Annotated in this window: 9 protein-coding genes; 3 read left to right on the top strand and 6 right to left on the bottom strand. The window is 41.9% G+C overall.

From position 1 onward, the window contains the following. Positions 1 to 157: 157 nt before the first annotated feature. Entirely contained in the window at positions 158 to 1,144 is a 987-nt protein-coding gene (gene moaA, locus LC608_RS26890; RefSeq protein ID WP_229556494.1) for a GTP 3',8-cyclase MoaA, read from the top strand. Positions 1,145 to 1,224: 80 nt separating this feature from the next. On the opposite strand, the gene rpsD is transcribed toward moaA, so the two are convergent. Next, entirely contained in the window at positions 1,225 to 1,833 is a 609-nt protein-coding gene (gene rpsD / locus LC608_RS26885; RefSeq protein ID WP_152589456.1) for a 30S ribosomal protein S4, read from the bottom strand. Between the two features lie 465 nt (positions 1,834 to 2,298). Between rpsD and LC608_RS26880 the strand changes: the two genes are divergently transcribed. Beyond that, positions 2,299 to 2,988: a hypothetical protein gene (locus LC608_RS26880; protein WP_229556493.1), complete on the top strand. Its 690-nt coding sequence runs from the start codon at positions 2,299 to 2,301 to the stop codon at positions 2,986 to 2,988. 423 nt (positions 2,989 to 3,411) lie between these two features. On the opposite strand, the gene hetR is transcribed toward LC608_RS26880, so the two are convergent. The 4 genes from hetR to LC608_RS26860 form a co-directional block, all read right to left on the bottom strand. Then, positions 3,412 to 4,311 (bottom strand): heterocyst differentiation master regulator HetR, encoded by a 900-nt coding sequence (gene hetR / locus LC608_RS26875; RefSeq protein WP_229556492.1) that lies wholly within the window; start codon positions 4,309 to 4,311, stop codon positions 3,412 to 3,414. Positions 4,312 to 6,404: 2,093 nt separating this feature from the next. Beyond that, positions 6,405 to 8,819: an EamA family transporter gene (locus LC608_RS26870; protein ID WP_229556491.1), complete on the bottom strand. Its 2,415-nt coding sequence runs from the start codon at positions 8,817 to 8,819 to the stop codon at positions 6,405 to 6,407. A gap of 934 nt (positions 8,820 to 9,753) precedes the next feature. Next, the gene (locus LC608_RS26865) at positions 9,754 to 11,022 is read right to left on the bottom strand and encodes an inorganic phosphate transporter (RefSeq protein ID WP_229556490.1); all 1,269 of its coding nucleotides are present in this window, start codon (positions 11,020 to 11,022) and stop codon (positions 9,754 to 9,756) included. 65 nt (positions 11,023 to 11,087) lie between these two features. Beyond that, positions 11,088 to 12,134, bottom strand: coding sequence for a zinc-dependent dehydrogenase (locus LC608_RS26860; protein WP_229556489.1), 1,047 nt, complete (start codon positions 12,132 to 12,134; stop codon positions 11,088 to 11,090). Between the two features lie 215 nt (positions 12,135 to 12,349). Here LC608_RS26860 and LC608_RS26855 point away from each other — a divergent pair, with 215 nt between their 5' ends. Further along, positions 12,350 to 12,853 carry a GNAT family N-acetyltransferase gene (locus LC608_RS26855; protein ID WP_229556488.1) on the top strand — a complete coding sequence of 168 codons (504 nt, stop codon included), beginning with the start codon at positions 12,350 to 12,352 and terminating at the stop codon, positions 12,851 to 12,853. Positions 12,854 to 12,869: 16 nt separating this feature from the next. Here LC608_RS26855 and dacB read toward each other — a convergent pair whose 3' ends face one another. Then, the gene (gene dacB / locus LC608_RS26850; RefSeq protein WP_229556487.1) at positions 12,870 to 14,342 is read right to left on the bottom strand and encodes a D-alanyl-D-alanine carboxypeptidase/D-alanyl-D-alanine-endopeptidase; all 1,473 of its coding nucleotides are present in this window, start codon (positions 14,340 to 14,342) and stop codon (positions 12,870 to 12,872) included. Between the last annotated feature and the right edge of the window lie 129 nt (positions 14,343 to 14,471).

The raw sequence follows: 14,471 nt of genomic DNA, 5'->3' as shown, positions 1-14,471 counted from the left end.
ATGACTAACTAGTGGATGCGATCGGCTTATTATGCCACAATCTGTGGACTCTCACTTAAGGGGAAGTATGGTATCTTGAGTTACAACAAATATAGTACGAAGGCGTAAACCAACTTTGTAAAGTCTTTAATTAATCAGAGACAATAAAAATAAAACGATGAATCAGGTAGACTACCTCCGGATAAGCTTAATCGATCGCTGCAATTTTCGTTGTCAATACTGTATGCCAGAGGGAGTAGAACTGGATTATATTCTCAAGCAACAGATGTTGACTGATGAAGAACTACTCACCTTAATTGAAGAGGTATTTATTCCAGTAGGCTTTAAGCAGTTTCGGTTGACTGGGGGTGAACCCTTGTTGCGTCCGCGCGTGGTAGATTTAGTAAGGGCGATCGCAAGTCTCCCCGAAACTCAAGACCTCTCAATGACCACCAACGGTTTTTTGCTGGCTCCGATGGCACAAAACCTCTACAACGCAGGTCTGCGACGAATTAATATTAGTCTGGACTCGCTTGATCCCGACATTTTTGATCAAATTATTGGTAATCACGGGCGTTCTCGTTGGCAACAAGTTTGGCAGGGCATTCAAGCTGCCCATCAGGTCGGATTCGACCCCCTGAAGCTGAATGTGGTGGTGATTCCTGGTGTTAATGACCACGAAGTTCTAGATTTAGCCGCCCTGACAATTGATAAACAGTGGCACGTTCGTTTTATTGAATTTATGCCCATTGGTAATGTGCATTTGTTTGGCGATCGCGGTTGGGTATCTTCAGCCGATTTACGAGAACGTATTCGCGATCGCTGGGGCTTGACAGAATCACAAGTTCGTGGTGCTGGGCCTGCTGATGTATTTCAAATTCCCGGCGCGAAGGGGACACTGGGATTTATTAGTCAAATGTCGGAATGTTTTTGCGATCGTTGTAACCGGATGCGCCTGAGTGCTGATGGCTGGCTGCGTCCTTGTTTATTAAATGAAACTGGTCAAATAGATTTAAAAACTGCTCTGCGTTTTGGCACTAGCACCGCTCAATTACAAGAGCAGGTGAGGCATTTACTTGGAATCAAGCCAGAAATTAACTTTAAAGGGCGCGATTCTGGCATTTCAGGTACATATACCCGCACCATGTCGCAAATTGGTGGATGAAAATAGTTAGGAGTTAAAAGTGAGGAGTTAGGAATTATCGTCTTGCAACTCCTAACTCATAACTCCTAACTCTTAACTGTTTAAGCTTGTCGTGAGTAGTATTCCACCACAAGTAGTTCGTTAACTTGTAGTGCCACCCATTCGCGTTCAATAACGCTGTTGACTCTACCAACCAACTTATTTTTGTCAAACTCCAAATGACTGGGGAGGTTTGCCAAACCGGGATATTGTAAGTTAGCTTCCACCAACTTCCGTGATTGTGCCCGATCCCTGACCGCAATTACTTCACCAGGACGGCATTGATAGCTGGCAATATTAACCACACGACCGTTAACAGTTACGTGTCCGTGATTTACTAGTTGACGAGCTGCTGGGATAGTCGGGGCTATACCCAAACGGAAAACGGTATTATCCAAGCGCATTTCTAGCAATTGTAGCAACACTTGTCCGGTAGAACCAGTAACACGTCTGGCTTTCCGCACATAGCGCAGCAATTGCTTTTCAGTCAAACCGTAGTTGAAGCGGAGCTTTTGCTTTTCTTCTAGACGGATAGCATACTCAGAGCGCTTCTTGCGGTTCTGACCATGCATACCAGGCGGGTAAGCGCGTCTGGCGCTTTTACGAGTTAATCCTGGTAAATCGCCCAAGCGGCGTACAATTCTGAGGCGTGGCCCTCTATATCGGGACATGAGTTTCCTTAATCTAATCCTGTTTAAACTTTACCCAAACATTCTATGTTGACATACCACTGATTAAAAATCAGGGGATTCTTGGTTTTTTGAGGGTGCTTGCCTTGGTATGACGTATCCTACCAAAGTAGAGGCATCAACTTTTACGCTAGTTGCTTTAAGTCGGTACCGACACACTAGCTTCCAAGCCTGAATTCCGACCTGTCACGCCGGACTCCTGCCAATAACTTTTTTGTGTTTATTTAGTTTCGTAGACTACTCAATCATCAGATTGGTTTACGCAGTATTCTTACTCTGAAATACTTTTTACGTTGTCTACTTATCTTTCAAACAGTTATATTAACATAATTTCCGACATAATTAATTATGTCTATACCTTGCTAATGCTGAAATTCTTTAATTGCAGAGGATTTTTAAGATATTTGAGTTAGCATAACCTTGGGTGTTTGGAGAATGGCAACGTCAATGAGCAATAAAGCGGTTAATAGAGGTAAGAACAAACAAGCCAGTTCCACCTCCAGGATTTTAACAGTACCAGTTTTGGCTATAGCTGGATGCTTGGCAACGATCTTACCCAATACAGCGATCGCTGCTTCCTACAACAATGATTATAGTGTCTGTGCAGGTCGCCTTTTGAGCGTGGGTGTAACGGCAGAAGCGGCATCACAAGGTTGTGCAGCAGCACTGCGTCCAAAAGATTTGGCTGCTTGCGTGGTTAAAATTGAGAAGCAAACCCAAATTGCCGCGACAGATGCGCTTTCTACTTGTGGGAGGGCCCGGCGTCCTGAGGAGTTAGCTACCTGTGTAGTTGGCGTCAGCTTAAGTACCAAGGAAGAAGCTAATCTGGCAGTTCTAGATTACTGTGGACGTAGTTTGTTACCCGTGCGCTTTGGACAGTGTGTGGTTGGCTTGCGTAGTCAAATCGACTTTCCTGCTACACAGGCGTTAGATAGTTGTATCAGTGCTGATGATAGTGTTATCGGTGCTTCATCTTCCTCTCCACCGTCAACTATAATACCTGCGGGTTCAAATCCAAGTTTAGAGACTGTCCCATTTCCAACACAACCGAGTGTTCCAACGCAACCAAGTGTTCCAACACAACCGGTTATTCCAACGCAACCGATTGTGCCAACGCAACCCGGCACGACGAATTAATTACAATCCTTTGTAATTGACTTTAATTAGTAGGGTGGATATTCTAATATCCACCCTACTAGTTTGTCACGTTTAAATTGATAGGTAATGTTCCACATTTAAATTGCATATACTGGGCCAACAGGACTTCGGCGTATAATTGTCCTCTGCTTGCAAATTATGCAAACTAAACACTTACAACACAAAAGTCACAAAATCGCTTGTGACTTTTGTACTACTACTAGTACAGTGTTACAATGTAAATAGACCAACCATATCCCTACTATTAAGCAACGGACAAAATCAGTGGAAAGCTTATAAAGTAAGCTTTTTAAATTTTGTGTAGCTCTACTAGTAGAGTCCGGCAAAAATAAATTACCATTTCATTACAGCCAGAAAGCCCACAATTAAAGCCTTTTGACTTTTGACTTCCGCCCTGCGGTGCTAGTTTTCTCTTTCGCCAAAAACTGTCTGTAAAATTACTGGAATACCCCCGTCTTGGTGATATTTATCTGCCCAGGCACGGATAACTTCATCTAATTCTTCCATAGCCTGCTCCATTTTTTCTGGGAGGATATCAAGTTCTTCCAGTAAGCGCATGGCATTTCGTTGCCGTTCTGCCCAATTTTTCATCATGCGGAAATACCGAGCGGTATCTTCTACCATGATGTAAGTGCGTTCTTGATCGTCTGCGGGGGCATAAAAAGGACGGGTAAGAGCATAGAAGGGCATTCCCCAAGGAGAATCAATGCGTGTTACCGTTCCTGAGTAGAGCAGACGGCGCTTGATATGCTCACCCAACGCTTCACTCAAAGGCATTTGGTGTTCAGGTGGCAAGTCTTCTTGCGATCGCCTGTGCAAAAACTCAATCAAATCGAGAAACTCAAAAGAGCTAACTAACTGAGCGTCAGGTAGATTACTGGGCAGTTTTTGCTCAATTTGTCTTTTTTCTTCACTTGTCAGACTAGTGCCAGGAACGCGCGATCGCCCCGGTTGCCAAGGATACTTTTCTAGCCAGACATAAGGCAATTGAATTAAATAGCGCGGTTCCTGAGAACCCAGCATCTTTAATAGTTTGCCTTCTGTTAGAGCCTGTCTGACTTCTTCTACAATAATTTTTACCCGTTTCGGCTCCAGGTGGTGCAAATGCCCTGTCATCCGCAGGTTTTGTCCCTGCTCCAGATAGGTCATGTAAATTGCACATTTTGCTGCTGTTGCGGCTGCGTCTAAAAATGCCCCATGCCTGTGCCCACTCGTCCGCATGGCACTAAAAGCCAGATAAAGCATGATCTGATCCATCGCACTGGGGTCAAGACGTTTGATCAGATCTATGTCGTTACTCATATTACAGACAATTGAATAGCACGTTTACAGAATTTTTAATGGATTGAAAATAGGTAGTATACACCTGGCTGAAGGCAATGTTTTGACTTCAGACTATATTAGTATGCGATAACTATGAAATCGGTGGTAGCCCAAACTACCATTTTCGTATATTTTCTGGTATTAAGGCAGATTTAGTTGTGGTTACTATAACTGTCTTTGCATCTGACCAGAAAATTACAGACATCAGCAAGTTCAGTTTGATGACCGTTTCCGTCCCAAAAGTCAACTGTGTTGCAAGTAATCTATAAAGCCTTTAAGTTCTCTGAGTTTTTTATCTTTCTAGAGCAACAACGTCAAGCTATTTACACCTTAATTATGGGACTATGCCGACTCGGAGTAAAAACTAGTTTGCGCGGTTTATCTGGGATATCTGTTACTCAAAAAAGATGGTTTTTATTCAGCTTTAGCGAATTATTTTTAGCACACAAATGACTAGAGATAATTGGAAATGGTCTAGAAAGAAATCGCTTCCCAAATGTAGAAACATTCAGAGGTTGAGCCACATGGCTCATTGCGAACTATCATCTTGTTCACAACCTCCAATGATGTCTCACCCGTATAAGCTGTTGGCTTGAGGAAAGATAGTAGACATCAAGTAGAGCAATTAATTCCAATTTCCAAAATACCTGTCGTTTTTTCAATTCTCGTTCTTCATTATATCATTGTTTTTTCCTTTGGGAACAAATTTATGTATTTTAAACTTTATAAATAATGTCTATTTAAATAATTTATATTTTTGCTAAATCAAGGTTTGATGATATTGTTTTCTTCCTATTAAATGCGATTCGTAATTATCTTTTTGTGTTGATAATTTTACACAGAAAGCCTTGATTTACTCTGAATTAATTGCATAGTTATTACACTTTGTTGATTATGCTAAATAGCCGAATAATTAGTTATTAGTTAAATCCAAATAAATAAAACATAATGGATTTTATGATTATTTAGATATTTTTTTCATGAAAGAATTTTAAATTTTCATGCTTTAACTAATTCATTGGCTACTTTTAAGTATCTTTTTACCTCGCTGTTTTATATATTTGAGAAGGTTGAATTGCGTAAATCAAAAGAAGAGAATCCGCAGCAAGCTACGATATAAGCTTCTTTCTCTCAACGTCTAGGCGATACCTGCGGCGGGCTACGCCTACGCAGACCAAATTGACTAGTGCAGACCGACGTAAATAAATATACCATCTCACCAAACCCAATAAGTAAGTGGGCATGAATAATCAAAGGTTTGTAGTAAGCGGCTCTAATCCTATTTTAAGCCCTGAAGGTCTAATAAAAGCCAATTTAATTAAATTTACATTGTTTAACATAGTTCATTTTATTCTTACCCGCTTACTGAGTCTGCCATGCTTAAAAACCGGGTTACTCTAAGATACTTCTGCTACTTCTTCATCTCCTAGTTCCAAAACGTGCTGTAATGGTCTTAACTCCTTGCCAATCTTCTTTGTGAGCAAGTACTCGTGCTAAATTGCTTGAGTTAGTACTACTCGTACTGCTTACATATACGTGTTTACCTATCTGTATCAGGCTAAATCCCTAAAAATATATTACAAGTCAAGTTATTCTAATTACTGTTGACTCATCTATTAAGTGCTATCTCCACCTATAAGTAGGATGGCGTAAATAATGTGGTGTTTGTGTAGCGTGTTGTAGTGAGCGGCTCCAGCCGCTCACTACAAACTAATTTCAATATTGGCGTTGCTGATTCCATGTATGAAAATGATTTTGCATAATACCAAAATCCTTGTAGAGACGTAGCACTGCTACGTCTCTACATCCAGATTCATACTTCAATTCAGCAACGCCTCAATATTTTTTACATTACATCAGTTAATGTAGTTTGAGTTATTCTCACCCACTTACTTACAGCAGTCGTAAATTATTCGTAAAAATTGAGATCCCCGGCTTCTCACAGAAGCCGGGGATGTTGTTTGTTCAGATGAGTTAGAGAAGTTGCAACTAGGCGTATTCGCGTCAAGATTGGTGCCCAGAGTGATGGGAGCTATACCTCCCACCACACCTAAACGGATTGAACTCGTCATTTAATTGGTGGGATTAGAGGGTTTAACCTGATTTCGCATTGTTTCAAAGCTGAAAGCAGCCGCGCCAAAGGTTACTAACAACACTCCCAGAATTTGCACGATATCCAAATTTTCTTGAATGATTAGCCCAGCGAAAATCACGGTTAAAACTGGGATCGTACCACCAATGAGCGCCGATCGCGAGCCACCTAGTCTACTAATACCAACATTATTCAGCAAATAGCCGGCAAGAGTCAACACACCCAAAATAAATGCACTTAAAACCAGTTCCAGCATCTTAGAGGTATCAACTACCAAGTTCCAACTGCTTGGTAAAGGTAGCATCAAGCAGATAAAGCTCAACAGCAACATGGTGGCGAAGTTAATCAAAGTAAAAGTCACGGGATGCAGTTTGCTAGCACAAACCCGCGTCAGAATTATGTAGGCTGCAAAAGCCACACCGGAAAGAATGGCGGCGCTGCTTCCCATTGAAGTATTACCCATACCTGGGTTGGGAGAACCTCCTAAAACCAACAATTCACCGCAGCAAATTGCGGCGATCGCACTGATGCGAAATATGGTAGGGCGATCGCGAAACAGAAACCACGACAATAAACCACTAACCATCGGATAGATAAAGAACAGTGCGATCGCCATTCCAGTTGTGACTTGAGCGATCGCAATATATATGAGAAGCTGAGATAAAAACAAAAAACAGCCACTCACAACTGACAACAGCAAAATCTGCTTGGTAGCTGTATTAGCAGCTGTGGAATTTCCTCTAACTGAGTTAGCCAAGTTTTCTAAGTCTTGCCACAGTGTTGGATGCAGTATCGGCGACAACAACACCATTAGTGGTACTACTACCATAAATCGTAGGGTCAAAATTAATAGAGTATTGCCCAAAGTCGGCGGCAGCAAGCGCTCTACCTCTAATACTCCAAAAATCTGTGAACCTTCGTGGAAAATCACTCTAATGGCTACGTTATAAAGCGACGATAGGACTGCCGATAAGACAATCAATAATAAACCGATTTGGATCGACGATAAACCAGAGGAATTGCGCGATCGCGATTGTGGCGGTTTTGCTGGCGGCGGCGGCTCTAGCGGAGCGATCGGTGAGGATTGAGCTTTGCTCTGCGATACGTTCTTGCGGAGGAGAGAAATTGATTCAGCAGCGTTTCTCCTTCGTGAAGGTTGTATTGCTTCCGGCTGTGGCACAGATACAGTAGGAGGCTCTGATGTCGTTTCGTTTTCTGGCAAGTCCTTATTAAGGACAGAAATTGGTTCAGCAGCGTTTTCTTTTGGTGGCGGAACTACAACAGCATTCGACTCTGATTTAGTTTCCCTTTGGGACAAGTCTTGGCTGGGGACAGAAATTGAGTTTGCGGCATTTTCTCTAACAACAATCGGCTCTGATGTTGTTTCCTTTTGGGACAAGTCTTTGTTGGGGACAGAAATTAGGTTAGCGACGTTTTCTCTAAGAACCGGTGGCTGTGATGTTGTTTCCCTTTGGGATAAGTCTTTGCTGGGGACAGAAATTAGGTTAGCGACGTTTTCTCTAAGAACCGGCGGCTGTGATGTTGTTTCCCTTTGGGATAAGTCTTTGTTGGGGGCAGAAATTGGGTTTGCGCCGTTTTCTCTAATAACGGTTGGCTCTGATGTCGTTTCCCTTGGTGAAAATTTATTAGCGATCGGGGAAATTGGCTCAGAGGAATTTCTTACTACTTCGCCAACCTGTGGCGAGGATGTCTCAAAAGAACTGTTTTTTTCTGGCTCGGTAAACTGCAAAACAGTAGGTATACCTGCTGTTGCTGGCTTGCGTGAAGCTTCTTCTATAGTTTTGTCTAGTTCTCCATGCAGGCGATTAACAAACTCCGCCAAAATCGTTTCCCCTTGCTGCTGCTGGCTGTACATCCGTGACAACTGTTGGGAAAGATTACTTTGATAGTTCTTCAACTCCTGTTGCAGCGAGTTAAAGGTAATAGTAACGGTGTCATCCAAGCTGTCAAACATGTGTTCGACTTTTTCATTAATTTCACCTACTACATTGCTGCTTACTTCAGCCGACTTAAGCGCAGCTTGATCGTAAGAGTTGCCCTCTATGGTTTGGTTAGCTAAAGTTGCCAGAGAGGATTGCAGTTGTGAAGATATATGCTTTGCCAGAACTTCTGCCAGTTGCCGAATTAGCACTTGCTGCTCAGTAATTTGGCGCACTTGTTGTAAATGCTCTTTTTCCTCTACTAAGCTTTGAATATCATCAGATAATCGGTTTTTTTCTGACTGAAGTCGCTTTACGTCTTCCTGCAATCCTCTGAGGACATTTTGCTGAAGATTTTCTAAATCTTCAACTACAGCCCAAAGAGCATTTTCTGCTGCTCTGGATAGCTCGCCTCTGACTCTCGGGTTTTCTGGTTGCTTCTCGAATCGCCCCATTAGCTTCTAACCTCTAACACCTTGACGATAAAGCTGCTTCCGGTACACTTTATTGGCGCTCATACTAATTCCTGTATTTTGTCAGATAAATTAAAAATTTTAACAGCACTTCCGCATTTCAACGTAATTCTGTCATACTGAACACAAGTTGGCAAAGCATCAAATTTACCTTACTGCTTAATACACAGTGTTTTCTTCAGGATTGACAAGTATTTTGTCATTCGATTTTGGACTTTGGATTATCCGTATGGCTGTAAATCGCTTCAACTCAAACCTTTTTTGTTTTGGTCAATTTAATTTACATCAACTATTTGCTAATGAGATTTTTACTTTTAAATAAATCTCACTCCAAATAAACATTTATTGTTTTGCTACCAATAGTAATTGTCAAAGACTTGCAGATGGGTGCATTATTGCCACAAAATTGTCTGACTGAAGAGGCAGGGGGGCAGGGGGCAGGGGGCAGGGGAGAAAAATACTGGAATTCCCCTGCAAAAAGGGTTTCAGAGCAAGTAAATTTATTTATGCTTTTGGGCATAAATAAATTTACTTCGATAGTCAGACGCTCCTACGTCGCTAACGCAACGCTTACGAGCGTCGCTGAGAGTGCAACAAGAAATAATACGTCCAAACTTTAGCAGCCCTAAATTTATGTATGGGGATTTACCCTCCTGCTCCCTGCCCCTTTTCCTCTTCTTGACTTGCGAAATTAACTGTAAATTCGTGTGGAATGTAACTTGTGTGACAGTTTATATCTCTTAATGGAGATTAAAGTATCTTTCTGTGGAAATTCAAAGTTACGCTATCCCCTGCACAACATTCTAATGAATCAGCAGCAGTTCTGCAAAAACACGCTTTTTTGGCGTTGTTGCAGTTTAGCTTCTACTTTGAGTAGATACAGTAGATGAAAAACTTAGGAAAATATTAATAATTCTTAGAAGAACAAAATCCGGGCAATGCTAAAGATGGCAGCACTAAGGACAGCACTCACGGGGATTGTAATTAGCCATGCGGCGGCAATGCCTTTTAGTGTTTGAAACTTAATCGACTTGATATTTTGCACTAGTCCAATACCAACTACACCGCCGACGAGAGCGTGGGAAGTGGAGACTGGTAAACCTAGGCGGGAGGCGATGAGGATGGTGGTAGCAGTAGCAAGTTCGGCACAAAATCCACTACTAGGTTGTAAGGCAATAATGTTTTCGCCAATAGTGGCGATGACTTTTTTACCCCAGACAGCTAAACCACCAACAATACCAGCACCACCAAGGATTAAAATCCAAATGGGGATGGTGATACCATCTGTTGGTACGCTACCAGTGCGATTGATGTAGACGATCGCAGCTAAAGGAGCGATCGCATTTCCCACATCATTAGAACCATGAGCAAAGGCGACAAAGCAAGCACTTAGTAGTTGAAATTGACCGAATAATCTTTCTACGGGATTAGGAATTGGGGATTGGATAGACTCTTCTGTTTTCCCTAAATCTCCCAATTGTCGCCAACTAATGATTGTCAGTCCAACTGCTGCTACTGCACCGGTTAACAGTGGGATATCGTAAGGTGGGATGTTGAAACCAAGCTCAATTACAAAATTGGTTAGCGGTTGAGTTAGTGATGGTAATACAATTACTCCGAATACACTTAGCAGCACAGTACTCAACCAGGGAATCCATTCTTGTAACTGGACTACTTGATTGGGTTGATCTAAAATCCAGTGCTTTATTTGACTGTAAAATAAAGCAGCGATCGCACCACTAATTAATGGCGTTAAAATCCAGGCAATGGTGATCGAGCCAATTGATGACCAATCAATTGCACCTACTCCTAAAGCTACCCAACTAAATCCAGCGATCGCACCTACAACCGCATGAGAAGAGGATACAGGTAAACCGCGTGATGTGGCAATTTGCAACCACACACCACAGGATATTAGTACCGTTACCATCCCAGTAAGGAATATTTGGGGTGTACCTGCGAATAAAGCAGGATTCGCAATTTTCGTTGCGAGAGTTTCCGTTACTTCATGTCCAAACAACACAGCACCCGTAAATTCTAATATCCCAGCAATTATTATTGCTTGTTTGAGGGTAACAGCTTTGGAACCTACAGAGGTTCCCATCGCGTTAGCAACATCATTTGCTCCGAGATTCCAGGCGACGTAGAAAGCTAGTAGAGCAACTGCAACTAGGGTAATAAGCATTTTTTTGAGGCTAGCAGGGGGAGCAGGGGGAGAAAAATTGCTTCCTCATCCCCCTCATCTGTCTTTTACGGATAAATTAAGATTTTATAAGTATCCGGTGTAGGTGCGATCGCTTGCTCAACAGCTGCTGATAAATCTTTTAATGGATAGCGATCGCTAATCAACGCTTTTACATCAATTCGCTGATTAAATACAATATCAGCTGATAAACTCTGAAGCCGATAAGATGAGCTATAACTTCCTATCAAGTCAATTTCTCGACGGTAGAGAATATTGGGATTAATTGGAATTTCCACCTCATCAGGGAATTCGGCGAAAAATAATATTTTGCCACCTTTGCGAGTACTATCAAGTGCTTGAAAGAAAGCTTTTTCGCTAGGAACAGCCAGCAGAGTAATATCAACACCCAGTCCACCAGTTAGCGCATGGATTTTTGCTGTTAAATCGGGATCGCGAGCATCAAAAGCCGCCTCTGCACCGACACTCAAGGCTTTTTCAATTCTAGAGGGTAGTAAATCGGTAGCGATCGCTTTTGCTCCAAAATACTTCACCAACATAATGAACATTAACCCAATAGGCCCAGCACCAGTAACTAATACAGTTTGTCCTGGAGCAATTTGAGCTTTTCTCACAGCTTTCAAGCAGCAGTTAGTTGGTTCTACAAAACTTGCTTCTTCAAAACTGATATTATCAGGGATGGGAATTAGCCCACCATTTTCCACAATATGTCCAGGAACCTTGACATAATCAGCAAAACCGCCGCCACTAGCGTTAAAGCCTGCGGTTGTGGAGATGTTTTTGTAGACATCACACATAGAGAAATTATCATTTAGGCAGTAGGCGCAACGCATACAGGGGATGTGGTGCATCACTGCTACCCGTTGTCCAACTTGCCAACCTTTAACATTATTGCCTATTGCTGCGATCGTGCCGGCAGTTTCATGTCCAAAAATGCGCGGCGGTTCATACAATGGATAACGAATTTTTTTTATATCTGACTGACACAACCCCACAACCCGCACCTGTACCAGCACTTCATCTGGTTCTAGGGTTGGAACTGGGATATCTTCGTAAGACAGCTGATTGACGCCTCTAAATACCTGTGCTTTCACGTTGGTTTTCCCGCTCAAGGATACTAGATGTAACATTAGCAGTCAACGTTAAGTTATCAGATGTTAGTTGTCGGTAAAAGAACTCGAGGAACGGCAAATCCTGTCCAAGCGGTGTGACGGGGAGCCAAAACTATTTTGGTGAGATAGTGTTACGGCTTCCGTAAGGCTGTATTATTTTTGAATATTTTCTCAAGATTTTTTCCGAGACGGTAGCAATGACTATTCGCCATGCGACTGAAACTGACTTGCCTGCAATTGTGGCAATTTATAATGCTGCAATTCCTAGCCGCATGGCAACTGCTGATTTAGAGCCAGTATCTGTGGAAAGTCGCCTTTCTTGGTTTAAGGCGCGATCGCCTTCACAACGACCACTTTGGGTAATCGAAGTAGAGGAAGTCATTGTTGGATGGCTGAGTTTCCAATCTTTTTATGGACGACCCGCCTATAGTAAGACTGCCGAAATTAGTATTTACATAGCTCCTGGCTTCCATCGATGTGGTTTAGGACGACAACTATTAGCACAAGCAATTAGTGAAAGTCCTAGTTTGGGTTTAAAGACTCTACTATGCTTTATTTTTGCCCACAATCAACCCAGTTTAAAACTTTTTGAAACATTTGGTTTTCAACCTTGGGGAAATTTACCCAAAGTTGCCGAAATTGACAGCCTTGAACGGGATTTAATAATCATGGGACTCCGAATTACTAAACCTGTTGTTTAATTGGATGGTAATAATATTAACAACGCTGCAACTGCGTTAACAACACAACAATTTCATCAATTGCCTGCCGCACTACTGTTGCAGGTTGTTCTGATTGATTCACGATAATACTAAAAACCAACGGCTCATATTTAGGTGCATTCAGATATCCAGATAGAGAAATTGCACCCGTTAAGGTACCTGTTTTTGCTTGCACAATGCCCTCAGCAGGCGTATCTTGAAAGCGTCCCTTCAAGGTTCCACTTTTACCCGCCACGGGTAAAGATGCGCGATATATATATGCTGTTGGTGTTCTTGCGATTCCTCGCAAAGTTTGTACAAAAGCTTCTGGTGTCACTAAGTTACGACGTGATAAACCCGAACCATCTACTAAAATATAATTTGCTGGATCAACTCCCAATTGAGTTAAACTTGCTTTGACAACTTCCAAGCCTACATCAGCACTAGTTTGATTTTTCAGTTTGGGTTTTTTTACAGCTAATGCTCTTAGAAGTGCTTCAGCATAAAGATTATTACTATTTAGATTTGTCTCTGCTAATAATTCAGATAAAGGTGGCGACTCTACAAATGCTATTTCCTCTTGATTAACACCACGATTTGCTACTAATATTTGTCCCAAGGAGATTTTTTCTGTTGCCAAAGCAGTACGGAAGCGCCGTAAGAAGTAATAATTAGGGTCAACTACAGGCAAATCTATTAAAGACGGTTCAGAATTCGTTGTCAGTTGTCCTTGAATTCGTAATACTGTTCCTGATAATTCGCGGGTAACGTTAACGTAGCTTGGTTGATTTTGGGCAACGGTTACTGACTGATTAATTGTCCGCCATTGTGTCGCTTCGCCAGGATCAATCCACACGACTTGTAAAGATTTACCTACAGCTTGCGGTACAAGTTTTAAGCTAAAAATATTTTGATTTAAAATAAAGCTGCTGACTGGTGCGCCATAGTCTGACTGCACATCTTCCCATTGCCAGGTGGAGTTAACAATATCACCTTGAATATAACTATCATCAGCTATCAATCGCTGAATTTGAGTAATACCTTTCTGTTTTAGCTGCTGTGCTAATGTTTGCAGTTGAGTATCACTTAAGCTCGGATCTCCCCTACCGACAATCCGTAAAACACCATTGCCATTCTGATAAATAGAGGTGCGAATCCGAAAATTAGCACCCAATTGCTGCAATGCAGCTGCTGTTGTTAGCAATTTGAGGTTAGACGCGGGAGTAAAATACTTCTGAGCATCCCGACTGTAAAGAATTGGCCCTGTTGACAAGGGTTGCACTAAAATTCCCCAGCGCACCCGACTAAATAAGGGACGATTGATTACAGCATCTATAGCTGTTCCCAGTTTGGTAGAGCAAATTGATTTTGTAGTGGTTGTTGGCGCGACTTGGGTTTGTGCTTTCGCAATAGAACTAAATCCTATTTGGCTAGCCAAAAATATTAACAAAACACCCAGTGGTTGATTGAAAGCCTTAAGTCTTACCAATTTTCCTTATCCTAAAGAGAGATATTTTTACTTTGCCAAAAACTTCTTTCCGGAGGAGAAGGATTGGCTCAGTAAAGTTACTTAACTAGTATAAGGAAGATGTTCACATGTTTCATAGGTGGGCGATGT

The organism is Nostoc sp. XA010 (assembly GCF_020829625.1).
Taxonomy (GTDB): Bacteria; Cyanobacteriota; Cyanobacteriia; order Cyanobacteriales; family Nostocaceae; genus Nostoc.
Note: the sequence above shows the minus strand (reverse complement) of the source record. Positions and strands in the feature narration are given on the sequence as shown.

Excerpts from the sequence above, each read along its gene's own strand:
- LC608_RS26880 (WP_229556493.1), top strand. The coding sequence starts at position 2,299 with ATGAGCAATAAAGCGGTTAATAGAGGTAAGAACAAACAAGCCAGTTCC.
- LC608_RS26865 (WP_229556490.1), bottom strand. The coding sequence starts at position 11,022 with ATGCTTATTACCCTAGTTGCAGTTGCTCTACTAGCTTTCTACGTCGCC.
- LC608_RS26870 (WP_229556491.1), bottom strand. The coding sequence starts at position 8,819 with ATGGGGCGATTCGAGAAGCAACCAGAAAACCCGAGAGTCAGAGGCGAG.
- LC608_RS26855 (WP_229556488.1), top strand. The coding sequence starts at position 12,350 with ATGACTATTCGCCATGCGACTGAAACTGACTTGCCTGCAATTGTGGCA.
- rpsD (WP_152589456.1), bottom strand. The coding sequence starts at position 1,833 with ATGTCCCGATATAGAGGGCCACGCCTCAGAATTGTACGCCGCTTGGGC.
- hetR (WP_229556492.1), bottom strand. The coding sequence starts at position 4,311 with ATGAGTAACGACATAGATCTGATCAAACGTCTTGACCCCAGTGCGATG.
- moaA (WP_229556494.1), top strand. The coding sequence starts at position 158 with ATGAATCAGGTAGACTACCTCCGGATAAGCTTAATCGATCGCTGCAAT.